This window comes from Olsenella sp. DNF00959, from assembly GCF_001553055.1.
In the GTDB taxonomy this organism is placed as follows: Bacteria; Actinomycetota; Coriobacteriia; order Coriobacteriales; family Atopobiaceae; genus Olsenella_I; species Olsenella_I phocaeensis.
In genome coordinates, this window is sequence record NZ_KQ960123.1 from 588,924 (window position 1) to 613,075 (window position 24,152).

The following is a 24,152-nucleotide window of genomic DNA, read 5'->3' on the forward strand; positions in this document are numbered from 1 at the left end:
TCGTCCACGATGACGATCTGGACGTCCTCGGCGTAGTTGGTCCCCACGAGGATGGACTCTATGCACTTGTCCATGTATTCGGCGGAGTTGTAGCAGGGGATGGCGAAGGTGATGACCTTCTTCATGGGTTGGCCCTCCGGATTCGTTGCGACAGGCGGCTGTCGTGCCATTTCTCAAGACATTATGGCATGAGCCGCCCGTTCCATGCGCTCGCTGGTCTAGGATGGGGCTCGCCCGCACGGTCGCGGGCGGCGCTAGGAGGGGAGAGAAGCCATGGCAACCTACCTGAACCCAGGCCCCGTCTTCGGGCCCGTCCGCAGCCGAAGGCTGGGGGTCTCGCTGGGTGTCAACCTCGCGCCGGCGGACGGCAAGCGCTGCAGCTTCGACTGCGTCTACTGCGAGAACGGCACCAACGACGAGCGGCCTACGAGCTCGCCCTGGCCCACGGCCGCACAGGTCGCCGAGGCGTTGGGCGCGCGCCTGCGCGACATGTCCGCGGCGGGCGAGCCCCCCGACGTGATTACCCTCGCGGGCAACGGGGAGCCCACGGCCAACCCAGAGTTTCCCGAGGTCGTGGATGCGGTCCTCTCGCTTAGGGACGAGCTCTGCCCCAAGGCGCGGGTGGCGGTGCTCTCCAACGCCACCATGGCCCACGTGCCGGCCGTGCGCGACGCGCTCCTGCGCGTGGACGACAACATCCTCAAGCTGGACACGGTGGACGGGGACTTCATCCGGAGGGTGGACCGGCCCGTCGGCGGCTACGACGTGGGCCGCGTGGTGGACGCGCTGGCGGCCTTCGGCGGCAGGGTGATGGTCCAGAGCATGTTCCTGGGCGGGGAGCTCGACGGCAGGAGCGTGGACAACACGGGCGAGGCCTACGTCGGACCTTGGCTTGAGGCGCTCGCACGGATTCGCCCCGAGGCGGTGATGGTCTACACCATCGCGCGCGACACGCCCTTCCAGGGTCTCAGGAAGGCCAGCCCGGAGGCGCTCGACTCCATCGCGGCCCGGGTGCGGGCGCTCGGCCTGGAGTGCAGCGTCTCGTACTAGTCGCGCGAACCGCGCCAGCGCGGCGTGCCGACCGCTCGCCGGCGGGACGCGCTGGCGCAGGCCGGCAGCGACGTGTCGTCTACCAGTGCACGACCACCTTGTCCCCCACGCGGACCAGGTCCCAGAGGGCCTTCGCGTCCTGGTAGGGGAGGTTCACGCAGCCGTGGCTGCCGGCGTAGCTGTAGATCGACCCGCCGAAGCTGTAGCGCCAGGTCGCGTCGTGGAGGCCCACCGAGTTGCCGATGAAGGGCATCCAGTACGACACGTTGCTCCTGTAGTCGGGCTCGCCGTCGTGGTCCTCGTCGGCTCCCACCAGCACCGTGTCGCGGGCCATGTTCGAGTTGATGGCGTAGGTGCCCGTTGGCGTGGTGCGACCCTCCGAGGTGTTGCCCGACACGATGTACGACCTCCATATGACCCTTCCGTTCGCGTCGTAGAAGCGCGCGTACTGGGTGGAGAGGTTGATGTCGATGTGCCGTCCGCGCTCGCGCGCGCCCTCGCTCTCGGCCGGGCGCGAGCCCACGACCTGCAGGGGGATCTCTATGGGGTCGGAGCGCTGGCCCAGGAGGGCGTTGTAGATGGACTCGGCGAGGCTCGCGTCGTCCACCGCGTAGTCGTTGACCTCGTCGGAGTAGTCCACGCTGGCCGCGAGCACCGAGTTGATCCAGTTGCCTATGGCGTCGCCGTCCGCGCCGAGGGCGAGGTCGTCTCCCACGACGAGCCAGGACGCGCTGAGCGACTCGTCCACGCGCGCGACCTCCCTGCCGTCGTGCGTGAGCGGGATGGAGAGGGCGAGCGCGTCGTTGGCCTTCTTGGTCGCCGCCGCGAGCCGCTCGTCGTCATGCCTGACCGCTGGCTGGACGAGCTCCGCGTCGCCCAGGACGAGCTTGCGCTGGAGCGACTTTGCGGCCGTCGACGCGCTGGCGACGACGCGGTCGAGGTCGAGCATGGTGCCCGGCACCTCGTCCGTCACCCTGAACTCCCCCGCGTCGGCGTCGAAGGAGGAGCTGGCGCTGGTCGGCGCCGTGGCGGACTGGTTGTAGGCCTCGACCGCCGGTTGGAGGGCGTCGCGGAGACTCGCCTCGTCCAGGGTCACGCCGTCCTCCTGGAAGATCACGCGGCGGGAGAGGAGGTCAAGGGGCCAGGCGCGCGCGTCCGCCTTCCGGAACGCGTCGGCCGCGTAGTCGTCCGCACGGGCGGCGAGTCCCACGTCGGCGGACGCGACCTGGGCCGTGAAGCCGGAGGGCCCCTGGAGCTCGAGCCTCCAGTCGCGCGCGGCGTCCGCAACCGAGGCCGAGAGCGCCTCCTTGGTCATGAGCGAGACGTCCTGCCCGTTCACCGTGGTGCCCGGCGTGAAGTGGGTCGAGAAGTACGCGCAGCCCCCGCCATAGACCGTCGCCAGGGCGAGGCCGCAGGCCACGAGCTTGGGGGCGAGGCGGTGCCTGGGCCCCTCGGGGACGCCGTCCTGGGCCGTCTTGGTGCTGGGGGTTTCTGCCTGCTTCGCCACGGTCCGCCTCGTCCTCGTTTTGGCTGCTTGAAGGGGTCGCTCCCAAGCGGGAGCAGCACGCCTCAAGAGTCTAGCGCAAGGGGCCTTTGGCAGGGGGGCGGGGCGTCGACGTCGGATGGGGCGCCCCTCCGGGGAGTGGGCCTACTTGCCCGAGCCGGCGGCGGTGCCGCTCGTGCTGCCTGTTGCCGAGCCTGCGGAAGAACCCGCGCTGGAGCTTCCCGTACCGGTGCCGGAGGAGGAGCCGTTCGTGCCGCTGCCTCCGGCGTCGCTGGAGCCAGCGCTCGAGGACGTGCTTCCGCCACTGGAGTTGGCGGAACTGCCCGAGGAGCCACTGCCGGAGGCGCCGCCGCTTGAGGAGCCGGTGCCCGCCGGGCCCGAGTCCGAACTGCCGCTGGTGCCTGCCGTGCCGGACCCGGACGTGCCCGCGCCCGCCTCCGTGGAGGGATCCTTCGCGGACGTGCCGCCTTCGGTCGAGGGAGCCGTGGTGGTCGATCCGGTCGCCTCGGACTTCGTCCCCTCCTGGCTCGACGCGTCTCCCTCGGTCGAGTTCGTGGCGTCACTCTCGCCCTGGACGCTCTGCGCGGCAGGCTGCTCGCTCGTGACCGATTGCGCCACCTCGTCGATGCTGGGACCGATTCCCTGTCCCGCGGTGACGAGGCTGACCACCGCGGCGTAGGCCAGGACGGCGAGGACCGCGACCGCCGCCAGGACGACCGCCGCCCTGCGGGCGACGCGACGTCCCTGCTGGCGGGCAGCGGCGCTGTGCAGGCTGGCGGGCGCGATGGGGGTGCCCGTGGCGGCGAAGGAGCGCTCGGGCTCGCCCTGTGGCGGGGCCTGGACGGCGGCGGGCATGGCGCTCGTGTTGCCGTCGTGGCCGGGGAGGGGGGCGCCGGACCATGCAGCGTCGGAATCGTCGTCGCGGTCGTACGAGAGGTCCTTGAGCTTCTGGGCGCTGGCCTTGATCATGCCCTTGTACACCTGGGCGGCCAGGGCGCTGGCGCCGGCCGCCACGGCGACGCCGATGATGGAGCCGGCGAGGCCGATCCTGGACGAGAGGGCGAACGAGGTCGCCGCCGCGAGGGCACTCGCCACGATCGCCGAGAGCGAGAGCTCCCCCAGGACGCCCCCGCGCCCCTCCTCGTCCTCGCGACGGTCACCTTCCTGCCTCAGCTGGTCACGCATGGAGAACCTCCCAAGAAGACGCGTCCATCCAGACAAGCATTACCCAGCTCGCGGGGCCCATGCGCACGGGCATGGCAACTACACGAATATTTTGGCTAGCTGAGCGGTATGATTGGGGGCGTAGGTTCGACAGGGTGTCTCATATAGGAGGTATCACCATGCTAGTCAACGCTACCGCCATGCTCCAGAGCGCTCAGAGGGGTCACTACGGCCTGGGTGCGTTCAACACCAACAACCTCGAGTGGGCAACGTCGATCCTCGATGCTGCCGAAGAGCTCCAGTCTCCCGTCATCATCCAGTGCACGAGCGGCGCCGCTAAGTGGCAGACCAGCTTCAAGGTCGTCGCCGACATCGTGAGGGACCTTGTCGAGGCCAAGAACATCACCGTGCCTGTGGCACTGCACCTCGATCATGGTAGCTACGAGGATGTCTTCAAGTGCATCGATGCGGGCTTCACCTCGGTCATGTACGATGGCTCGCACGAGCCCGACTTCCAGACCAACCTCCAGCGCACCGCCGAGGTCGTCAAGGCCGCCCATAACAAGGGCATCTCCGTTGAGGCCGAGGTCGGCGGCATTGGCGGTACCGAGGATGGCGTGACCTCACAGGGCGAGCTCGCCGATCCCGAGGAGTGCAAGCAGATCGCAGACCTGGGCGTCGACTTCCTGGCGTGCGGCATCGGCAACATCCATGGCATCTATCCTGCCAACTGGGCGGGCCTCTCCTTCGAGCGCCTTGCCGAGATCAAGGCCCTCACGGGCGACCTGCCGCTCGTCCTTCATGGCGGCACCGGCATCCCCGTCGACCAAATCCAGAAGGCCATCTCCGAGGGCGTCTCCAAGATTAACGTCAACACCGATCTCCAGCTGGTCTTTGCTGCGGCCACCCGCACGTACATCGAGAGCGGTGCAGACAAGGAGGGTAAGGGCTACGATCCCCGTAAGCTCCTCAAGCCTGGTCGCGACGCCATCAAGACCCGCACCATCGAGCTCATGAAGGAGTTCGGCTCCGACGGCAAGGGCTGGGCGTAGGCATCGGCTCCTGCCCGGCGCGCCCGCGCAACCGGGCAGGGAAGGCGCACGAACGCAAGGGGGACCGTCTTCGGGCGGTCCCCCTTTCTGTGGACTTGTGGGCTGGACGTGGCTGCGTGGCTGTGGGCCGGGATGCTGCCGGGCCTGGGCGTAGCTGCCGGACTGGATGCTGCCGGGCCTGGGCGTAGCTACCGGTCCGGGATACTGTCGGCCTTGGGCGTAGCTGCCGGTCCCTGGCTGCCTACCAGCCGCAGCGGGCGGGCACGAGCACGTCGAGGGCCCGTGGCTCCACCTCGACCTCGAAGCGCCTGCCCTCGAATCTCTCGCCGTCGACCTGGCAGGGAATGCCCTCTCCCTCGAACTCGACCTGGAGCCTTCTCGCGCGCTCGGCCCTGATGACGCGCGAGCGCACGTGCCTTCCGGAGCGGGCGAGGCCGAAGAGGGCCAGCAGGCGGGGGATGGAGGGCACCTTCACGTTGTAGCAGACGTCCAGCATTCCGTCGTTGGGCAGCGCGTCGGGGCAGACGCGGAAGCCGCCGCCGTAGGTGGGGCCGTTCTGGACCGCGAGTATGAGGGCGCGCAGCTCCTGGGGGTCGCCGTCGTCGAGGCGGAGGCAGCAGGGGTAGCCCTTGTGCCCGGACGAGAAGACCTTCACGCCCGAGGTGGCGAAGAGCATCGACCCCTCCTGGCTCGTGTTGGCGGCGCGGCGGTCGGTCGTGTCCAGGGCGATGGCGGCGTCCAGGCCAAAGGAGAGGGTCTCGACGAAGTGGGTGTCCTGGCCGAGCTCGTTGGTTACGTGGCCCAAGTCGATGCTGACCCTGCGGCCGCCGAGAAGCTCGGCCAGGGAGAGCTCGGGGTCGTTGTAGGTGGCCGAGATGGTGCGGGCGAAGTCGTTGCCTGAGCCCATGGGGATGACGGCGAGGGCGGGGCGGGCGTCGGTGGGCAGGGTCATGAGGCCGTTCGCTGCCTCGTGGATGACGCCGTCCCCGCCCAGGACGATGAGGGTGTCCATCTGGGCGGCGCCGGCTGCGAGGCGCTTGGCGTCTTCGGGGCCCTCGGTCATGACCAGCTCGAACGACTCGGTGGCAGAGGTGTACGACTCGAAGAAGCGCCGGGCGCGCTCCGCCGCCTCGGCCCCCTTTCCGCTGTGCGAGGCGGGATTTGCCACGACGAGCGTCCGACCGAGCCTGAGTATTGCCATGTTGGGGGCCTTTCGGGGACGGGTGCGGTCCGTGCCCCATCATTCTAAGCACTTGGGGTGGGGTGTGTCCGGTCGGGGCGGGGGAGCGTCGCGGTGGCGCGGCAGGGGGAGGAGGCGCGCCCGGGCGTGGCGCGGAGGCGTGGTCGGGGTGCTCGGTCGGGGCGCATCGGCACGGCCGGAGTGCGCATTCCAGGCGTGAAATGCGCACCTCTCCGCAAAACCGCAGTTCATCGAAGATGGGTGCGCATTTGAAATCTGAAATGCGCTCCTTCTGCCGCGGGGTTGAATCCCGGAGCCTTCTGTCGCAGGTTCCGGAGGCCGCCCGGAGGGGCAGTCGGGGCAGTCGGGGGGACCGGTGCGATTTTGCGGAATGCGTTGCCCCGCACGAGGCACTCTCGTATAATTCTAGAGCGGCTCCGGGGTGTAGCGCAGCTTGGTAGCGCATCTGCTTTGGGAGCAGAGGGTCGCTGGTTCGAATCCAGTCACCCCGACCACGCGCGGCGGTAGTTCAATTGGTAGAGCAGTAGCCTTCCAAGCTACTTGTTGCGGGTTCGAGTCCCGTCCGCCGCTCCATAGAACCGTCGCCAGGGTCCCTCGGGGCCCTGGCTTTTTTATCGCGCGGGGTTATGCGCCAATTGCCAGCATCGTGTGGCCACCTTTCCATGTTCTGCAATAGCACGAAAAGTTAACTAATAAGAGTGGAATAAAGTAAGAATAACTTTAGTTTGGAGGGACAATGCCAAAGATCATCTCCAGCACAACGCTGAGGAACAACTACGCGGAGCTCTCCGACTGGTGCCATAAGACCGGCGAACCCCTCTTCGTCACGAAGAACGGTGCTGGTGACCTTGCAGTCCTTGATATGGATGCATACGAGGGCCTAACCTCGCGGCTTGCACTGTACGAGAGCCTTGCCGCAGGGCGCGTCGCCGCGGACGAGGGCCATGCCAGACCTGCGGGTACGGCTGCCCAGGCACTTCGCCAGCGCATCGGGCCGCAGAACACCAAGGGCTGACACTAGGCCGCTCGATTGTGTACTACGCCGTTCCATTGCACGCTCGGCCGTCCAGTCGCGCGTTCGACATCAGTTGCGGCCTCTGAAAGGGGAGAAGTCCGCAACTGACTGTGCCCATGGCATCTCTCGCCTGTAAACGACCTGTTAGTCTGGAGTCAGCTGCAGGCTCTAAAAGTCCCAAACTCCGCAACCGACTTAACGTGTTGCAGGATTCCGCCGCACGTGTCGCAGAACTTCGCCACCGGCGTCGCCCCGCGCGCCCAGAAGGCACGCCCCGCCCGCGAACTCGACGGCCCCGCCTGCGTGCAGATGCCCTGCAAGTTCGGTTTCTTATGCATGTCGATTGAGTTACGCACCGTGAATGTCCTAGCCCGCCCCCAACCCGATGCCTATTCTTTAGCCGTCCGCATTGCGTCACAACCCTTGAGGGGAGAGACCATGTCCTATTCCGAGAAGGTCATCGCCGAGCTGAAGGAGCGCTACTCCGACCAGCCGGAGTTCATCCAGGCGGCCGAGGAGGTCCTCACGACCCTGCAGCCCGCCCTCGACGCGCATCCCGAGTTTGAGAAGGCTGCCCTGCTCGAGCGCCTCGTCGAACCCGAGCGCATCGTCATCTTTCGCGTGCCCTGGGTGGACGATGCCGGCAAGGTCCAGGTCAACCGTGGCTACCGTGTGCAGTTCAACAGTGCCATCGGTCCCTACAAGGGCGGCCTGCGCCTGCATCCCTCCGTCAACCTGGGCATCCTCAAGTTCCTGGGCTTCGAGCAGATCTTCAAGAACTCCCTCACCACGCTTCCCATGGGCGGCGGCAAGGGCGGCTCCGACTTCGACCCCAAGGGCAAGTCCGATGCCGAGGTCATGCGCTTCTGCCAGTCCTTCATGACCGAGCTCGTGAAGCACATCGGCCCCGACACCGACGTCCCCGCGGGCGACATCGGCACCGGCGCGCGCGAGATCGGCTACCTCTTCGGCCAGTACAAGCGCCTCACCAACAGCTGGTCCTCCGTGCTCACCGGCAAGGGGCTCTCGTACGGCGGCTCGCTCGCCCGCACCGAGGCCACCGGCTACGGCGCGGTGTACTTCCTGCTCAACATGCTCAAGCAGCGCGGCGAGTCCATCGAGGGCAAGGTCGTCGCGGTCTCGGGCTCCGGCAACGTCGCGCAGTACGCCATCCAGAAGGCCGAGCAGCTGGGTGCCAAGGTCGTGACCGCCTCCGACTCCAACGGCTACGTCTATGACCCCGAGGGCATCGACTTCGACACCCTCGTCGACATCAAGCAGGGCCGCCGCGGTCGCATCAGCGAGTACGTCGCCGCCCGTCCCGGCGCGACCTACCACGAGGGCGAGCGTCCCTGGGGAGAGAACTGCGACATTGCCATGCCCTGCGCGACCCAGAACGAGCTCGAGCTCGCCGACGCCCAGAGGCTCGTTGCCAACGGCTGCGGCTACGTGGTGGAGGGTGCCAACATGCCCACCACCCTCGAGGCGACGCAGTACCTCAAGGAGAACGGCGTATTCTTTGCCCCCGGCAAGGCTGCCAACGCCGGTGGCGTCGCGACCTCCGGCCTGGAGATGAGCCAGAACCACGAGCACCTCTCCTGGACCTTCGACGAGGTCGACGAGAAGCTCCACGGCATCATGGACTCCATCTACGCCGCCGCCTACGACGCCGCCAAGGAGTACGGCCACGAGGGCGACCTCGTCTTCGGCGCCAACATCGCCGGCTTCCTCAAGGTCGCCGACGCCATGATGGCCCAGGGCATCTGCTAGCACGTCCGACGTGGCGGCGCTGCCGCCATCGTCTTGCAAGGCAAGGGGGGAGTCGGGCTTGGTCCGGCTCCCCCCTGCTTGTGCGGGAGGCATGCGATCGCGGTCGCGGTCGGGAGCGGCAAGGCGACGCCCGCGATAAGGCGGCGGCCTGCGGCGCCTGGTCTCTGCCCGTGCGGGAGACATGCGGGGCATCCGTCTGGCAGCCTGCCCCGGCCCCGCGGGCAGCGCTAGGGAGAGCCAAGACGGCGGCGGTGCCAGCGCACAGCCTGCCCCGGCCCCGCAGGCGTGTCCCTCTCGCCTGCGGGCGTCCCTAGCCCTTGTTGTCGTCCAGCTCGCGGAAGCGCTCGGCCAGCATGGGGCTGTTCTTGGTGAGGCGCTTGATGGTGAGCTTGCTCGCCTTCTCGTCCGCCAGGCGCAGGTTGTTCTGGGAGCCCAGCAGGTTCTCCTTCACCTTCTGCAGGTGGGTGATGGTCTTGTCGATCTCTTCCACCGCCGTGTTGAACTTCTTGTTGGCAAGTTCCACGTTGCGGCCGAACTTGTCCTGGAAGTCGCCTAGGGCGTCCTCGAAGTTCGTGATGTCGATCTGCTCGCTCCGCATCTGGGCAATCTGCAGGCGCAAGTCCTGGGACTTCTGGGCGGCGTTGCGCAGGAGGGCGATGATCAGCAGGAAGAACTGAGGCCTCACCACGTACATCTTGGGATAGCGATATGACATGTCCACGATGCCCTGGTTGTAGTAGTCGCTGTCGAGCTCGAGCATCGACACCAGCACCGCGTACTCGCAGCCCTTCTTCTGGCGGTCGCGGTCAAGCTTGGTCAGGTGGGACTCGTTTGTCTTCTTGTTGGTGGAGCCCAGCTCCTCGTTCTTCATTTCGAACATGATGGAGAGAAGCTCGTTGCCTTCGTCGTCCGTCTCGCGATACACGAAGTCGCCCTTGGTGCCCTCGACGGCCTCGTTGTCTTTCTCGAAGTAGATGTTCTTGAACGAGGAGGGGTCCTGGGAGCGCCAGCGGTTGAACTCCTGCTGGCAGTGCTGCTCGAGGCTCTCTCCCGTCATCTTCACCGTGAGCCGCAGGCGGTAGTCCTTGAGGCGCTCTATCTCGTCGTCCTTGATGCGCACGATCTCTTCCTGGGACTTCTGCGCCTCGTTGAGCTTCTCGCGGTAGCGTGCCTCGAGTTCGTTGCGCTGGCTGTCGCGCTGGGCGAGCTGCCCCTCGAGCGCCACGCACTGGGTGCGGAGCTCGGAGGTGGCGCGCTGCACGGCGAGCTCCTCCGCCTGGCGCGCCGACTGGGCTTGGGACTCCAGGCTGTCCTTGGCGCGGGAGAGCTCGAGCTCGAGGCGGGAGCGCTCGGCCTGGAGCTCGGACTTCGCCTGGGCGTCGGCCAGCTGACGCTCGCGCGCCGCTTGGGCCTGCTGCGCCTGGAGCTCGGCCTTGAGTCGCGCGACCTCGGCCTGGAGCTCGGCCTGCTGGGCCTGGAGCTCGGAGCGGGTCCTCTCCTGCGCGAGCTTCGTGGCGTCCTCGCTCTTGGAGAGCCGGGCCGCAAGCTCGTCGCGCTCACGCTCCACCTTGACGCGTTCCTGCTCGACCGAGAGCCGCGCCTCGCGTACCGCCGAGGCGCGCGCGTCGTCAGAGGCGGCGAGGCGCTCCCTGAGCTGGGCGAGCTCCTGGTTGAGCTCCGACTGCAGGCGCTGCAGCTCGAGCTGGGACTTGGCGCGCTCCTCCGCCAGCTCGGAGGCCTTCTGCCCCTCCATGAGCTGGTGGCGCTCGTGCAGCTCGCGCTCGAACTCGCTGGTGCGCACCTGGCTCACGATGTCCTGGTAGTCCGAGCTCTCCAGCTCGAAGCTCTGGTGGCAGTGTGGGCAGACGATGGTTGCCATGGACGCTCCTTGGTACGAGGAAAGACGGGTCGTGTGATGGACACAGCTTAGCTCAGGGGTGGGACATGATTGGGAGCCGCTCCGGTGGCGGTCGGGTACGCCGTGGCCGCCTGCGTGCCGGGCGCTTCGTCGTGCATGCCATTCACGCCGTCGTACATGCCTTTCTCACCCAGCACGCAATTGCGCACAGAATCTGAGTGCGAGCACGCTCTTGCGCACTGCCGCTGGCATCGAGCACGCTTGAACGCACGGCTTTTTCAGCGCGCACGCTCTTGCGCACATTGGCCGCAACGTTTGCCCAGGTAACGTGGGGCGGTGATGTGCGTTTGAGCGTGCTCGATGGTTTGATTGTGCGTTGGCGCGTGGAGGATGAGAAAAGCGTGCGCAAACGCGTGGAAGGTGAGAGGCACGTGCGTTCGCGCGTGAGCGGTGATGTCAAATGTGCATTCGCGCGTGCGCGGTGCCGCCATGGCTGCGCAATATGTGCGTTCATGCGTGGCAGGCGAGAAAATCGTGCGTTCGCGTGTGCGTGGTGTCGCCAGTCTTGCGCCACGTGTGCGTTCTCGCTTGCGCGGCGCCTCCATGTGTGCGCTCGCGCGTGCTCGCCGCTACGGCGCCGCCGCCCCGCGCCCGCCGCCCCTCTCGCCTGGAACTGTGACAAGCAGATAAACGCTCTCGCAATTTGCGCAGATTTGAATATCTGGCACCTAGAATGCGTTCAAGCCTTTAACGGTGGCGCGAGACGCCACCAAGGACGCAAGCGACACCTCGCCAGGAGGGGCATCCGCAGGCCGCGGGTGCCCCTTTTTGCGCAGGGCGTCGCAGGGGAAAGGAGCTCCGATGAACCTACTCGCGGGTGCGGACCGGCTGCCCAGGGCACTCCTGGCGCTGGAGGACGGCAGCTGCTACGCCGGCCAGTGCTGCGGCGCCGAGGGCGAGGCCTTCGGCGAGCTGGTGTTCAACACCTCGATGACCGGCTACCAAGAGATCGTGACCGACCCCAGCTATGCGGGCCAGATCGTGACGCTGACCTATCCGCAGGTGGGGAACTACGGCGTTACCGCCAGCGACGGCCAGGCAGCGGCGCCGGCGCTCAGGGCCCTGGTGGTGCGTGACATGTGCTTCGAGCCGAGCAACTGGCAGAGCGTCCAGAGCCTGCCCGACTACCTGCGGCAGGAGGGCGTCGTGGCCATCCAGGGTGTGGACACGCGCGCGCTCACGCTGAGGGTCCGCGAGGCGGGCGCCATGAGGGCTGCGGTCTCGACCACCGACCTCGACCCGAGGAGCCTGGTCGCGCGCGTGCGGGCGAGCGCGGGCATAGGCAGCCACAACCACGTCGCCGACGTCAGCGTGGGGGAGAGGACCGTGCTTGCGCCCCAGCCGGCTCCCTCCGGCCGCCCCTGCCGCGTCGTCGCCTACGACTGCGGCATGAAGCGCGGCATCGCCGACGCCCTGCGCGCGCGTGGCTTCGAGCTCGTCGTCGTGCCCTGGGACACCCCTGCCGAAAAGGCGCTGGCGCAGGCCCCCGACGCCGCCTTCCTCTCGAACGGCCCCGGCGACCCCCAGAGCGTCGGCGCGACCCAGGAGGCCACCCGCGCCCTCCTGGGGCGGCTTCCCGTCTTCGGCATCTGCCTGGGAACCCAGCTCATGGCCCTGGCAGCGGGTGGCAGCGTGCTGAAGCTCCCCTACGGCCACCACGGGGGCAACGAGCCCGTGATGAACCTCCTCACGGGAAAGGTCGAGGTCACGGCCCAGAACCACAACTACGTGCCGGACTTCGCGAGCCTAGGCCCGCTCGTCCCCGAGCTCAGCGGGGGAGAGGCGCGCCACCACGACGACCTCAGGCACTGGAGCCGCCGTCGCGTGGCGCCGGTGGTCGCCAACGGGCGCTACGGCCGTATCCGCCTCACGCACGTGAACCTCAACGACGGAAGCCTCGAAGGCCTCCAGTTCCTGGACGCGCGCGCCTTCTGCCTGCAGTATCACCCCGAGGCCGCGCCCGGGCCCAGCGACTCCTCCTACGCCTTCGACTCGTTCAGGCGCCTCGTGGACGGCGAGGCGGACTACCTCGCGCCCGCGCCCGAACTAGCCGCAACGTCGCCCGTCCCCGCCGCTGCGTCGCACGCGCCCGAACCAGCCGCTGCGTCGCACGCCCCCGCCGCCTCCACGCCCGCCGTCCCCGCCCCCGAAGGGAGGTCCCTCTGATGCCCCGTCGCGACGACATCCACAAGGTCCTGGTCATCGGCTCCGGTCCCATCGTCATCGGCCAGGCCTGCGAGTTCGACTACTCCGGCACGCAGGCCTGCCGGGCCCTGCGCGAGGAGGGATACGAGGTCGTGCTGGTCAACTCCAACCCCGCAACCATCATGACCGACCCCCAGACCGCCGACCGCACCTACGTGGAGCCCATCACCGTGGCCAGCGTGGAGAAGGTCATCGAGCGGGAGCGGCCGGACGCGCTTCTCCCCAACATGGGCGGCCAGACGGCCCTCAACTGCGCAGTGGCGCTGGACGAGGCGGGCGTGCTCGCGCGCTGGGGCGTCGAGGTCATCGGCTGCGACATAGCCTCCATACAGATCGGCGAGGACCGCGAGCTCTTCGCCCGGGCCATGGTCGACATCGGCCTGCGCGTGGCGGACTCGGGCGTGGCGCACTCGCTCGAGGAGTGCGCAGAGGTCGCGGCACGGCTGGGCTACCCCGTCGTGGTGCGGCCCGCCTTCACCCTGGGCGGGGCCGGCGGTGGCATGGCCCACGACGAGGCCGAGCTCGCTGACATCGCGCGCGAGGGGCTCGCGCTCTCGCCCGCCCACGAGGTGCTGGTGGAGCAGGACCTCGAGGGCTGGAAGGAGATAGAGATGGAGGTCATGCGCGACTCCGCGGGCAACGGAATCGTGGTCTGCTCCATCGAGAACCTCGACCCCATGGGCGTCCACACAGGAGACTCCATCACCGTGGCTCCCGCCCAGACCCTCACCGACCGCGAGTTCCAGCGCCTGCGCGACCACTCGCTTGCCATCCTGGAGCGGGTGGGCGTCGCCTGCGGCGGCTCCAACGTGCAGTTCGCCGTCAGCCCCACGACGGGCGAGGTCGTGGTCATAGAGATGAACCCGCGCGTGAGCCGCTCGTCGGCGCTGGCCTCCAAGGCCACGGGGTTCCCCATCGCCAAGATGGCGGCGCTGCTCTCCGTCGGCTACACCCTGGACGAGATCCAGAACGACATCACCCGCGCGACGCCCGCCTGCTTCGAGCCCTCGATCGACTACTGCGTGGTCAAGGTGCCGCGCTTCGCCTTCGAGAAGTTCGAGGGCACGAGCGAGGAGCTCACCACCCGCATGAAGTCGGTGGGCGAGGCCATGGCCATGGGCGGCTGCTTCGAGGAGGCGCTGCAGAAGGCCCTGCGCTCGCTGGAGCGCGGCTGGCCCGGCCTGGTGAGCCCCCCGGAGGCGGACGAGACGGACGACGCGCACCTGCTCGAGCTGGTGGCGCGCCCCACGCCGGAGCGCATACTCTGGCTGGGAGAGGCGCTGCGCCGCGGCTGGGACGTGGCGCGCCTGCACGAGGCCACGGGCGTCGACGCCTGGTTCCTCTGCCGCATGCGCGACATCGTACTCGCCGAGCGCGCCATCGCGCGGCTGGGCCTTGCGGGGCTGGGCCCGGAGCGGCTCCTCGCTGCCAAGCAGCTCGGCTTCTCCGACCTGCAGATCGCGCGCCTCGTCGGCTCGGGCGAGGACGTGGTGCGCGGCGTCCGCGAGGCGCTGGGCGTCGTGCCCCGGCGCCGCAGCGTGGACAGCTGCGCCGGGGAGTTCGCCTCGCGCACGGGCTACCACTACTTCGGCTACGCGGCGGGGGAGGCGCCTGCGGATTCCGTGCCTGCCATGGCCGCCCTGCCAGGCGAGAGTTGCGCTGGCGCCTCGCTCGCGGCTGGGTCCCGTGCCGCGGCCGCGCCTGTCCCCGCCGCCCAGGCCGCGCCCGCGGGCCGCAGCGTGGTGATCATCTCCGCCGGTCCAAACCGCATCGGCCAGGGCATCGAGTTCGACTACTGCTGCGTGCACGCCTCGGCGGCGCTGCGCGAGCGCGGCTTCCAGACGGTCATGGTCAACTGCAACCCCGAGACGGTCTCCACCGACTACGACAGCTCCGACCGGCTCTACTTCGAGCCGCTGACCTTCGAGGACGTGATGAACGTCGTCGAGCTGGAGCGTCCGCTCGGCGTGATCGTGACCCTGGGCGGCCAGACGCCCATCAACCTGGCCCGGCGCCTCCGCGACGCGGGCGTGCCCATCCTGGGCACCCAGCCCGAGGCCATCGACCTGGCCGAGGACCGCGACCGCTTCGCCGCGCTGCTCGACCGCCTGCAGGTGGCCTATCCGCCCTCGTCCACGGCGAGCACGGCCGAGGAGGCCCGCGAGGTGGCCCGTCGCGTGGGCTACCCGCTCCTCGTGCGTCCCAGCTACGTGCTGGGAGGGCGTGGGATGGCCATCGTGTACGGCGAGGAGGACCTGGGCGGCTACATGGAGCGTGCCACGCGCGTCTCGCCCGATCACCCCGTCTACCTGGACGCTTTCCTCGAGGATGCCATCGAGCTGGACGTGGACGCGCTCTGCGACGGGCGGGAGTGCCACGTGGGCTCCGTGCTCGAGCACATCGAGGAGTGCGGCATCCACTCCGGGGACTCCGCCTGCTGCTGCCCACCGTTCTCGCTCTCGGCCCAGATGGTGCGGCAGGTGCGCGAGGTGACGCACCGGCTGGCGCTGGCGGTGGGCGTCGTGGGACCGCTCAACGTGCAGTATGCGGTGAAGGACGAGCAGCTGCTGGTCATCGAGCTCAACCCCCGCGCGAGCCGCACGGTGCCCTTCTCGTCCAAGGCCACGGGCGTGCCGCTGGCACGGCTCGCCGCGCGCGTCATGGCGGGCGAGACGATCGCGGGGCTCCGGGCTGCCGGCGAGCTGCCGGACGAGGGGCGCGAGCTGGGCTACTTCGCCGTGAAGGAGGCGGTCATGCCGTGGGCGCGCTTCCCGGGGGCGGACTCTGTCCTGGGGCCCGAGATGCGCTCGACCGGCGAGGTCATGGGCATCGCCGCGAGCTTCCCGGAGGCGTATGCCAAGACCCGGCAGGCCATCGACTATGAGATGCCCCGCGAGGGTGCGGCGTTCGTCTCCGTCTGCGACCGCGACAAACGTGCGATCGCGCCGGTGGCGCTGGCGCTGGCCAACATGGGCTACAAGATCGTGGCCACCGAGGGGACCGCTCGTACGCTGCGCGCGGCGGGAATCGCCTGCGAGGTGGTGAGGCGCGTCGCGGAGGGGCACCCCAACGCGCTCGACCTGGTGGAGTCGGGCAGCCTGGCGTTCATCGTCAACACGCCGCACGGGCACGCCTCACGCGGCGACGGGGCGCGGCTGCGTGCGGCGGCGGTGAACCATGGCATCTGCTGCGTGACGGCGATGTCCGCGACGATCGCGCTGGTGCAGGCGCTGGCGGCGGTGAGGGCGCGAGGTGGCGGCGCGCTGGACGTGGTCGCGCTGCAGGACCTGTAGCGCCGTGGCTCGGGCGAGAGGGGCGCGCGAGAGGCGCGTGTCGTCGCAGCGAGAGGGACGCGCGATGGCGCGTGACGAGAGGTGCATGTCGTCGCGTGCGTGCGGCTTCCACGCTCGTGCGCCCGCGCCTCTCTCCCGGCACGCTCTTATGCACGCCACCGGGTACGGCCACCGTCGTCGCGCACGCTCTTGCACACGGCCACCGGTGCCGAGCACGCTCTTGCGCACAACTCCTGCAACGCGCACGCTCTTACGCACATGTGCCTCGACGTTTGCCCAGGTAACGTGAGGCGACGATGTGCGTTCGAGCGTGCTCGTCGTTTTGCTTGTGCGTTGGCGCGTGGGTGGCGCTGGCGGTCGTGCGTTGACGCGTGGGTGGCGCTGGCGGTCGTGCGTTCGAGCGCGCGAGCGGCAGGGGCAAGGTGTGCGTCCAAAAAAACTGCGCACGGTATTTTCGAACTTCGGTCGAAATGAGCGTCTGGCCAGCTCAGGAGCTCATTCTCTTTGTGCATCTCCACAACTCTGAGGAATCATGCGCAGTTTTCCGGCGCCTCCGCGACTAGCTCGGGCCTCAGACGATGACGCGGTACTCGTCCTTCAGCGGCCCCGCGCCCTTCTCCTGCTAGCGCGGTACGCGGCCGAAGGGTATGTCCAGCGCGTCCTGGTAGCCTGGCTCCGCGTCCACGATCGCCGGAATCAGGTTCACGTTGGGCGCGGCGCTGGTCAGGAACGGGTCCTCGTGGTCGATGATGCCGTCGATGTCCACCCTCACGTGGGGCTCGCCGAAGATTTCGATCGCCTTGTCCACGCTGTAGTCGGCCAGGATCTGGTTCGACCCCTTGTGGTTGAAGTGGAAGCCCACCACCTCGCGGCCGTGGTCGTAGGTCGCCATCACGAAGTGGTGCGTGCCGATGGTGCCCGGCATGATGTGCGCGTTGGGGGTCGTCACCTCGGCGTCGGCCATCACCTGCTCGACGTCGCAGCGGTACTCGTCGTAGTCCAGCCCCAGCCTCTCGGTGACCTCGATCACCGTCGGCCCGTAGTAGGTGAAGAACAGGCTCTTGAGGAAGGCGAACTGCGGGGCTGGAATCTCCTCGACCGTCATGTGGCTGCCCCCGGCGCAGAAGAAGGCGACGTGCAGGGACTCGGCCTCGCTCAGGCTCCGCTTCCAGGCGGTCTCGATGATCCTGCTGCCCATGGAGAAGGTGTAGCGGTAGATGAACCGGAGGTAGGAGTTGTAGCCCGTGGTCTCGAACATGCGGTACTGCTCGGGGTTGCTGCGCGCCTTCTCCAGGATGGCGGCGAAGAGGTCCTCGAGGTCGCGGCAGCCCTCGTCCAGGATGGCAGCGTCGTAGACCTGCTGGAAGTAGGCATCCATCACGTCCGACTTGTTCCTGAAGTAACGGTAGAAAGTCGTCTTGCTCACGTCGGTCTGAGCTAGGATCATCTCGACGGTGATGGAGGGGTAGCTGTGCTTGTGCAGGAGGCGCACGAAGCCGTCGACGATGTGCCGCTTGGTCCACGTGGGCATGCTGCCTCCTCTGTTGGTGGCATCGTCTGACGTCGGCCACTAGCTTACGCGTGTCGGGCACGCCGTTGCGCACACGCGCCGACGTCGGGCACGCACTTGCGCACACGCGCCGACGTCGCGCACGCTCCAACGCACAGGTACCGACGTCCGGCACGCTCCAACGCACGGACATTTCGCCGAACACGCGCTTGCGCACACGTTTTTCATCGCACACGCTGTTGCGCACACGCACTCCTGCGTTTGCCCAGATAGCGCGGAGCGTCCATGTGCGTTCGAGCGTGCTCGCTCTGGAAGATGTGCGTTCGAGCGTGCTCGCTGTGTGTGGCGTGCGAAACAGCGTGCTTGTTGCGGATGTTGTGCGCAACGGCGTGCACGACGCTAACGACGTGCGTAGTTGCATGCACGGTGCTCTGGCCCGACACCTTGCGTCGCCACCCTGCTTTGCGCCTACGCCTCGCGAGCGCTAGCATTTTCATGGCGAGAGAGGCGCCGCAACGTAGCCGCACGTCGTATACACCCGCGTCTGCCGCGACACGCCCGCGCCCAGCACCGCCGCTGCCCGCGCCCAACACCGCCGCTGCCCGCGTCCAGCGCCGCCGCACGCCCCCACGCGTGCGACCCCGCCCCGTACCCAACCACCTACCCCCACACTCCGGAGGTTCACATGGAAAACGGCATGATGCTCCAGGGGTTCTCCTGGTACCTACCCGCGGACGGCGCGCACTGGAAGCGCCTGGCCGAGCTCGCGCCCACCCTCGCGCACATGGGCGTGAGCTCCGTCTGGATGCCGCCCGCCTACAAGAGCTCCGAGGGGGCCGAGGGCGTGGGCTACGCCGTCTACGACCCCTGGGACCTGGGCGAGTTCGACCAGTGCGGCAGCGTCCGCACCAAGTACGGCACGCGCAGGGAGTACCTCTCAGCCATCCGCGCCCTCCAGAAGTCGGGCATCCAGGTCCTCGCTGACGTCGTGCTCAACCAGCGCTTCGGTGGGGAGGAGTGCGAGGACGTCCTGGCCACCCCCATCAACCCCGCCAACCGCAACGAGCAGGCGGGCGAGCCGCGCCAGATCAGCGCCTGGACCCGCTACCGCTTTCCCGGTCGGGCCGACAAGTACTCCGACTTCCACTGGGACTGGCGCTGCTTCCACGGCACCGACTGGGACGAGTCGACCCACGAGCCCGGCGTCTACCTCTTTAACGGCAAGCACTGGGACGAGGATGTGGACAAGTCCGAGAACGGCAACTACGACTACCTCATGGGCTCCGACGTGGACGTGAGCGAGCCCGCGGTGGAGGAGGAGCTCGGCCGCTGGGGCGAGTGGTACCTCAAGACCACCGGCGTCGACGGCTTCCGCCTGGACGCGCTGAAGCACATCTCGCGCGCGTTCTTCCACCGCTGGCTCACGCGCCTGCGCGAGGCCACGGGCAAGGAGCTCTTCACGGTGGGGGAGTACTGGTCGCCCGAGGTGGAAGACCTCGAGTCCTACCTGGGCGAGGTTCCCATGAGCCTCTTCGACGTGCCCCTGCACTACCGGCTCTTCGACGCCTCCAACAGCATGGGCGAGAGGGACCTGGCTCACGTCTTCGACGACACGCTGGTGCAGCGCGAGCCCATCCGTGCCGTCACCTTCGTGGACAACCACGACACCCAGCCCAACCAGGCGCTGCAGAGCACGGTCCAGGACTGGTTCAAGCCCAGCGCCTACATGCTGATCCTCCTGCGCGAGGCGGGGTATCCCTGCGTCTTCTTCGGGGACCTCTTCGGCATGTCCAACGACGGCAACATCCCCGCCGTGGCCGAGCTCCCGTTGCTCATGGAGCTACGCCAGCGCTTCGCCTTCGGTCCCCAGAACGACTACCTGGACGACGCCAACCTCATAGGCTGGACCCGCGAGGGAGACGACGCCCACCCCATGAGCGGCGTGGCCGTGGTGCTCACCGACGCCGAGGGCGGGTCCAAGCGCATGCGCGTGGGCGCGCGGCACGCCGGCTCGACCTTCTGCTGCGTGGCGGGGTTCGAGGAGCCGGACGTCACCATCGACGACGAGGGCTTCGGCGAGTTTTCCTGCGCCGGGGGCTGCGGCTGCGCGTACGTGCGCAAGGAGGTCGTGAGCTCGCTCGAGCACGACCGCGTGCTGCGCTCGATAGACCGAATCGTGCGCAAGGTGCAGGAACCGCGCTACGAGTACTGTCCCATAAGCGTCAACGCCGCGCCGCACCGTACGCGCTCGAGGAAGGGCAAGTAGGGGAGAGGGACTCGGGCGTTTGGCAGCGACTGGCGGCCATCCAGCACGCGACAACGCACGCCCGTCGCCGCTCCGCACGCGCATGCGCATGCGAGCCGCTATCGAGCCGCTACCCCACACGTGCTTACGCACACGAGCCGCCATCCCGCACGCGCTTACGCACGTCGCTTACGCCCAGCACGCGAAAGCGCACATTGGTCTTGGCGTTTCCGCATTTGGCGGGAGGAGTCCGTGTGCGCGACCGCGTGCGCGTTCAAAATGGCGTGCGCAACGGCGTGCGCGATGCGGCTGCGCGTGCGCATTGTCTGGTCGCGTGCGGGATGGCGTGGACGATGTTGTCGGAGTGCGTTCCCGCGTGCCTGCGGCGACGGGCGGCTCCGGCATCCAGCCCCGGCCCGCATGCCGCACTCGGGTCGAGTCCGTCGCCTTGCGACAAACATTAAACTTCGAAGCAAACGCGCGTCAGTAACAAAATCGCCAAGATTCCTTCTGTTTTAGACACACAAACCCTCGAAATCGTTCTGTGTTAGAGACATAATTGAGCAAATACCTTCTGCTCTAGAAACGGAGTGGCCATGCTCAAGAGGAAGATGCTCCACGAGCTCGAAGGCTGGAAGGCCGCAGGCGCTCGCAAGGCATTCATACTGCTCGGGGCGCGCCAGGTCGGCAAGACGTACGTCGTGCGCGAGTTCGCGCGGCAGAGCTACGACTCCTTCGTCGAGGTCAACTTCATCGAGAGCCAGGAGAGCGGTGCCTTCCTCGCGGCGTCGTCGAGCTCGACGGAGCTGCTCTCGCGCCTCTCGCTCGTGGCGGGACGCTCGATCCCCGAGGGCTCGCTGATCTTCCTCGACGAGGTGCAGCAGCTGGGGCACGACGTCGTCACGTTGTCCAAGTTCATCGTGGAGGACGGCCGCTTCGACCTCATCCTCTCCGGCTCGCTTCTTGGCACGACGCTCGGCGGGGTGACGTCGTTTCCCGTCGGATACGCGCAGGTCCGCCGGATGTTCCCCCTGGACTTCGAGGAGTTCTGCTGGGCCAGCGGGGTACCGTCCTCCATCATCGACGAGCTCCATGTGGCGCTTGACGCAAGGACTCCCGTCGAGGACTCTCTGCACGACCGCATGGTGAGGCTCTTCAGGCAGTACATCGTGGTGGGTGGCATGCCCGAGGCGGTCTCGACGTTCCTCGAGGGCGGGCTGGACCTCGGCGGTGCCCGGCAAGTCTGCCTGGATATCGTCGAGCAGTACGGCTTCGACATCTCCAAGTACGCAGGCGAGAAGAGCCTCAACGTCCGCTCCATCTACTCCAACGTGCCCTCGCAGCTCGCGAAGGAGAACAAGCGCTTCCAGATGGCGTCCGTGAGGGCGGGGGCCACGCACGGGCGGCTGAGGGACGACTTCGCCTGGCTCGAGGAGGCCGGGGTGGTGCTTCCCGCTCATGCGGTCACGGAGCCCAAGTACCCCCTCCAAAGGACCAAGGTGGGGGAGAAGTTCAAGCTCTACTCGTCTGACTGCGGGCTCCTGCTGGCGCAATATCCGCGGCTCGCTGCCATGAGGGTCGTGTCGGGCGAGGGGGATGCCAACTTTGGGGCGGTGTACGAGAACGTCGTCGCCCAGGAGCTCGCATCGTCGGGCAGGGAGCTCTGGTACTTCCACAACAGCAGGAAGGGCGAGGTGGACTTCCTGCTCCAGACCGAGGACGCCAGGGTCATCCCGCTCGAGGTCAAGTCGGGGAAGGACTACAAGCTGCACCTTGCCCTCAACAACCTGCTGAGGACGAGCGACTGGAGGATTGACGAGGCCCTGGTGCTCTCGGAGCACAGCGTGTCCGTCGAGCAGAGGCTTGGGAAGCCGGTCTATTACCTGCCGCTCTACATGCTGCTCTTCCTGGACCAGCTGGTTGGAGCTGGGCACATGGGGGACATGCATCTGGAGCCCGTCGAGTTTTAGGTTTTAGGATCAGAGAGGGGCCAGGACAAGTCTGACCGCTAGACCTGCCATGCGGGGGTTACGACGACACCCCGTCCTGCCACACCGTCGTCCCGTGCCAGGCACACGACCTCGCCCCAGCCCAGCTCGCAGCCGTCGACGCCTTGGAGGCTCGCAAACTCTCTCTGGGCCTCGTCGGCGCGTGCGGCCCTGCCGGCGTCCACCTTGATGGGGTGCAGCACGTTGCCCTCCCTCAGCACCAGGTCGAGCTCGCGGCCCTCCCCGTCGAAGGGGTAGCTGAACCTAGCGAGCTCCCGTCCCGCCGCCAGCCATGTCTTCATGACCTCGGAGGTCACGAAGCTCCGGAGCATGGGTCGGTAGAGTGGCCCGAAGCGCAGTCCGTCAGGGCTGTCCAGGCTTGCCAGGTGGCAGGCGAGCCCGGTGTCCATGAAGTGGAGGAGGGGAGTGCGCCCCGCGTGGGAGCTCGCCCTCCTGCCCAGGGCGGATACGAGGGGAGGCACCAGGCAGACGATGCCCAGGTCCTCGAGCAGGTTGATCCATTCCTCGGCGGTCTGGGGGTCGAGCTCGGCCTCATTGCAAAGCCCGTCCAGGTCAAGGGGTTGCGCCGTCCGTTTTGCGCAGGCCGTCATGAGGCCCAGGAAGCGGAAGGCGTCGCGCCTTCCCAACAACCCCTCCAGCTTGTGTTCGAGGAGCTCCCTCTCCCAGGCGGAGTAATAGTCGTCCCAGTTGGCCGTGGCGTCCAGGAGCGTGGGCTGCCCGCCGCGCCAGATGTGCTCCCAGAGAGCCCCCTCGTCCATCGCGGGTGCTCCACCCATGTTGCGAGGCGGCGCGGGAACGTGTGGGCCTCTGCCCGTCTGTCCCAGCAGCTCCCGTAGGCTGAGCGTCCCAAGCTGAAGCGTGCGGACGTGCGCGGCAAAGGGTTGCAGCGCGGCAGAGAGCCTCTCGGTTACGAGCTGCGCCTCCAGCACGAGTCCGCCGGGGCGGCCGTCCGCCACGGCGGCGGCGACGAGCCTGCGGACGAGTCTGGGCTGCCGCTCCGTATCCTCCAGCACCAGCGTGCGGTCGCCCCCTGCCAGCAAGTCGTCGGGGTCCGCAAGGGTGACGTCCATCGCACTTACGTCTTCATCAGAGAGGAACTGGCATGCCTCGCCCAGGCAATGACGCAGGAGGCTGGTCTTCCCTGAGCCCCGTGGTCCCACGAGCAGCAGCACTTCGTACTGTCCGATGCAGCTTTCCAGCAGTGGTTCGATCTCTCTGTGGACGTACATCGCTAGGCTCCTATCGACCAATCGCATGCACTGCCGTTGTTTCCATGATGGCGTATGCCTTCGCTGATGGCACATAAGCTGGTAATGCCGCATCCGTAGGTAAAAGATTGTCCTCACCGATGGAATTCGTCTGACGTTGCTCGTGCTCAACGTCAGAAGATTCGCAGAACCCGTCAGAGGCATCAGTATCCTCGTCTCTTAAGAAAATCCAGATATTGACTCGACTGCCGCCTAGAGAGGTCCGTCTCCACCGGAGTCACGCTGGCGTGGGAGGCGATCGTCGCGAAGGTGAAGGCGTCGCCCTCGGGGGGCCACCTGGGTGCGCTGCAGCTCGGCGCCGGCCTCCACGAAGCAGTCGTTGACGCCGGCCTCCTCCACGTCCATCACGTCGGCGAACAGGCGGATGCCCCGGTCGTAGTTGAAGGTCTTGGTCTCGAACCCGTAGGTGATGGCGCCGGTCCTGTAGCCCACGTTTCGGGTGTAGTTCCCGAGGCCGGTGACTGAGATCTTCGGGACCATGACCTCCCTTGCGTTGTGCCCAGCGCGGACCGTGCGCCGCCCGCTGTTGAGCACGCCGGAGACGGACGCCCTCTGGTACACCTCGTCGAGCACCGAGGCGTAGCTCTTCGCGAACGCGATGCTGTTGCTGGGCATGGGTTACCTCGCTTCCCGCCGGTAGGCCCGGCCTATTCCTGCTTGTCTTCGTCGGTGGACCCCGCGATGTCGCGCCAGTGCCTGAGCGTTTTGCCTTCGTCGGTCGCCGCGCCGGCGTTGGGAAGGCCGGTCTTGCCGGAGGGCTGTGCGTTGTCGCCGGCCATGTGCTTTGCGAATAGCCAGGGCTCGCTCGCTCTCATCTTGTCGATGTCGCCGTCATAGTCGTCCAGGACGGCCCTTGCCGCCTTCACGTTGCGGCACCCCGCCAGCTGCAGCGAGAAGTCGACGCGCTCGTCGGCCGACGCCTTCTTCAGGTCAGCGATCTCCGCGCTC

At 67.6% G+C, this 24,152-nt stretch carries 17 protein-coding genes and 2 tRNA genes; 10 read left to right on the top strand and 9 right to left on the bottom strand.

What is annotated here, in order from left to right:
* A partial coding sequence (locus HMPREF1868_RS09675; RefSeq protein WP_369817517.1) for a glycosyltransferase occupies window positions 1-125 on the bottom strand: 125 nt, incomplete at its 3' end.
* A gap of 148 nt (window positions 126-273) precedes the next feature.
* On the opposite strand from HMPREF1868_RS09675, the gene HMPREF1868_RS02515 reads away from it, so the two are divergent.
* Window positions 274-1,050 carry a radical SAM protein gene (locus HMPREF1868_RS02515; RefSeq protein WP_062530053.1) on the top strand — a complete coding sequence of 259 codons (777 nt, stop codon included), beginning with the start codon at window positions 274-276 and terminating at the stop codon, window positions 1,048-1,050.
* Between the two features lie 79 nt (window positions 1,051-1,129).
* Here HMPREF1868_RS02515 and HMPREF1868_RS02520 read toward each other — a convergent pair whose 3' ends face one another.
* The gene (locus HMPREF1868_RS02520; protein WP_062530055.1) at window positions 1,130-2,557 is read right to left on the bottom strand and encodes a L,D-transpeptidase; all 1,428 of its coding nucleotides are present in this window, start codon (window positions 2,555-2,557) and stop codon (window positions 1,130-1,132) included.
* A gap of 141 nt (window positions 2,558-2,698) precedes the next feature.
* Window positions 2,699-3,739: a hypothetical protein gene (locus HMPREF1868_RS02525; RefSeq protein WP_062530057.1), complete on the bottom strand. Its 1,041-nt coding sequence runs from the start codon at window positions 3,737-3,739 to the stop codon at window positions 2,699-2,701.
* Window positions 3,740-3,897: 158 nt separating this feature from the next.
* Between HMPREF1868_RS02525 and fba the strand changes: the two genes are divergently transcribed.
* Window positions 3,898-4,770, top strand: a complete 873-nt coding sequence (gene fba, locus HMPREF1868_RS02530; RefSeq protein ID WP_062530059.1) for a class II fructose-1,6-bisphosphate aldolase — start codon at window positions 3,898-3,900, stop codon at window positions 4,768-4,770.
* A 241-nt stretch (window positions 4,771-5,011) separates the two neighbouring features.
* Here the strand turns inward: fba and HMPREF1868_RS02535 are convergent, their stop codons facing one another.
* Window positions 5,012-5,971: a diacylglycerol/lipid kinase family protein gene (locus HMPREF1868_RS02535; protein WP_062530061.1), complete on the bottom strand. Its 960-nt coding sequence runs from the start codon at window positions 5,969-5,971 to the stop codon at window positions 5,012-5,014.
* 417 nt (window positions 5,972-6,388) lie between these two features.
* Between HMPREF1868_RS02535 and HMPREF1868_RS02540 the strand changes: the two genes are divergently transcribed.
* The 4 genes from HMPREF1868_RS02540 (at window position 6,389) to gdhA (ending at window position 8,756) form a co-directional block, all read left to right on the top strand.
* Window positions 6,389-6,465, top strand: a tRNA-Pro gene (locus tag HMPREF1868_RS02540).
* Between the two features lie 3 nt (window positions 6,466-6,468).
* Window positions 6,469-6,544 (top strand) — tRNA-Gly (locus HMPREF1868_RS02545).
* A 163-nt stretch (window positions 6,545-6,707) separates the two neighbouring features.
* The gene (locus tag HMPREF1868_RS02550; protein WP_062530062.1) at window positions 6,708-6,986 is read left to right on the top strand and encodes a type II toxin-antitoxin system Phd/YefM family antitoxin; all 279 of its coding nucleotides are present in this window, start codon (window positions 6,708-6,710) and stop codon (window positions 6,984-6,986) included.
* Window positions 6,987-7,424: 438 nt separating this feature from the next.
* On the top strand, window positions 7,425-8,756 hold the full coding sequence (gene gdhA, locus HMPREF1868_RS02555; protein ID WP_062530064.1) for an NADP-specific glutamate dehydrogenase: 1,332 nt from the start codon (window positions 7,425-7,427) through the stop codon (window positions 8,754-8,756).
* A gap of 310 nt (window positions 8,757-9,066) precedes the next feature.
* Here gdhA and HMPREF1868_RS02560 read toward each other — a convergent pair whose 3' ends face one another.
* Window positions 9,067-10,635: a DUF2130 domain-containing protein gene (locus HMPREF1868_RS02560; RefSeq protein WP_062530067.1), complete on the bottom strand. Its 1,569-nt coding sequence runs from the start codon at window positions 10,633-10,635 to the stop codon at window positions 9,067-9,069.
* An 840-nt stretch (window positions 10,636-11,475) separates the two neighbouring features.
* Here HMPREF1868_RS02560 and carA point away from each other — a divergent pair.
* Window positions 11,476-12,840 carry a glutamine-hydrolyzing carbamoyl-phosphate synthase small subunit gene (carA, locus tag HMPREF1868_RS02565; protein WP_062530069.1) on the top strand — a complete coding sequence of 455 codons (1,365 nt, stop codon included), beginning with the start codon at window positions 11,476-11,478 and terminating at the stop codon, window positions 12,838-12,840.
* The gene (carB, locus tag HMPREF1868_RS02570) at window positions 12,840-16,172 is read left to right on the top strand and encodes a carbamoyl-phosphate synthase large subunit (RefSeq protein WP_062530070.1); all 3,333 of its coding nucleotides are present in this window, start codon (window positions 12,840-12,842) and stop codon (window positions 16,170-16,172) included. Before carA ends, carB begins: the two co-directional genes overlap by 1 nt.
* A 622-nt stretch (window positions 16,173-16,794) precedes the next feature.
* Here carB and HMPREF1868_RS02575 read toward each other — a convergent pair.
* Window positions 16,795-17,703 carry a TetR family transcriptional regulator gene (locus tag HMPREF1868_RS02575; protein WP_062530072.1) on the bottom strand — a complete coding sequence of 303 codons (909 nt, stop codon included), beginning with the start codon at window positions 17,701-17,703 and terminating at the stop codon, window positions 16,795-16,797.
* 664 nt (window positions 17,704-18,367) lie between these two features.
* Here HMPREF1868_RS02575 and HMPREF1868_RS02580 point away from each other — a divergent pair.
* Both HMPREF1868_RS02580 and HMPREF1868_RS02585 read left to right on the top strand, forming a co-directional pair.
* Window positions 18,368-19,948 carry an alpha-amylase gene (locus HMPREF1868_RS02580; RefSeq protein ID WP_062530074.1) on the top strand — a complete coding sequence of 527 codons (1,581 nt, stop codon included), beginning with the start codon at window positions 18,368-18,370 and terminating at the stop codon, window positions 19,946-19,948.
* Between the two features lie 575 nt (window positions 19,949-20,523).
* Window positions 20,524-21,897: an ATP-binding protein gene (locus tag HMPREF1868_RS02585; RefSeq protein WP_062530076.1), complete on the top strand. Its 1,374-nt coding sequence runs from the start codon at window positions 20,524-20,526 to the stop codon at window positions 21,895-21,897.
* 38 nt (window positions 21,898-21,935) lie between these two features.
* On the opposite strand, the gene HMPREF1868_RS02590 is transcribed toward HMPREF1868_RS02585, so the two are convergent.
* From HMPREF1868_RS02590 to HMPREF1868_RS09820, 3 genes are all read right to left on the bottom strand, one after another.
* Complete coding sequence (locus HMPREF1868_RS02590) at window positions 21,936-23,165, bottom strand: ATP-binding protein (RefSeq protein WP_062530078.1); 1,230 nt, start codon at window positions 23,163-23,165, stop codon at window positions 21,936-21,938.
* 231 nt (window positions 23,166-23,396) lie between these two features.
* Entirely contained in the window at window positions 23,397-23,819 is a 423-nt protein-coding gene (locus HMPREF1868_RS02595) for a hypothetical protein (protein ID WP_231782235.1), read from the bottom strand.
* A gap of 32 nt (window positions 23,820-23,851) precedes the next feature.
* Complete coding sequence (locus HMPREF1868_RS09820) at window positions 23,852-24,070, bottom strand: hypothetical protein (protein ID WP_062530079.1); 219 nt, start codon at window positions 24,068-24,070, stop codon at window positions 23,852-23,854.
* Window positions 24,071-24,152 lie beyond the last annotated feature (82 nt).

Coding starts and splice junctions, on each gene's coding strand:
- carB (WP_062530070.1), top strand. CDS start 12,840: ATGCCCCGTCGCGACGACATCCACAAGGTCCTGGTCATCGGCTCCGGT.
- HMPREF1868_RS02575 (WP_062530072.1), bottom strand. CDS start 17,703: ATGCCCACGTGGACCAAGCGGCACATCGTCGACGGCTTCGTGCGCCTC.
- HMPREF1868_RS02560 (WP_062530067.1), bottom strand. CDS start 10,635: ATGGCAACCATCGTCTGCCCACACTGCCACCAGAGCTTCGAGCTGGAG.
- HMPREF1868_RS02590 (WP_062530078.1), bottom strand. CDS start 23,165: ATGTACGTCCACAGAGAGATCGAACCACTGCTGGAAAGCTGCATCGGA.
- HMPREF1868_RS02515 (WP_062530053.1), top strand. CDS start 274: ATGGCAACCTACCTGAACCCAGGCCCCGTCTTCGGGCCCGTCCGCAGC.
- HMPREF1868_RS02525 (WP_062530057.1), bottom strand. CDS start 3,739: ATGCGTGACCAGCTGAGGCAGGAAGGTGACCGTCGCGAGGACGAGGAG.
- HMPREF1868_RS02595 (WP_231782235.1), bottom strand. CDS start 23,819: ATGCCCAGCAACAGCATCGCGTTCGCGAAGAGCTACGCCTCGGTGCTC.
- carA (WP_062530069.1), top strand. CDS start 11,476: ATGAACCTACTCGCGGGTGCGGACCGGCTGCCCAGGGCACTCCTGGCG.
- gdhA (WP_062530064.1), top strand. CDS start 7,425: ATGTCCTATTCCGAGAAGGTCATCGCCGAGCTGAAGGAGCGCTACTCC.
- HMPREF1868_RS02580 (WP_062530074.1), top strand. CDS start 18,368: ATGGAAAACGGCATGATGCTCCAGGGGTTCTCCTGGTACCTACCCGCG.
- HMPREF1868_RS02550 (WP_062530062.1), top strand. CDS start 6,708: ATGCCAAAGATCATCTCCAGCACAACGCTGAGGAACAACTACGCGGAG.
- fba (WP_062530059.1), top strand. CDS start 3,898: ATGCTAGTCAACGCTACCGCCATGCTCCAGAGCGCTCAGAGGGGTCAC.
- HMPREF1868_RS02535 (WP_062530061.1), bottom strand. CDS start 5,971: ATGGCAATACTCAGGCTCGGTCGGACGCTCGTCGTGGCAAATCCCGCC.
- HMPREF1868_RS02585 (WP_062530076.1), top strand. CDS start 20,524: ATGCTCAAGAGGAAGATGCTCCACGAGCTCGAAGGCTGGAAGGCCGCA.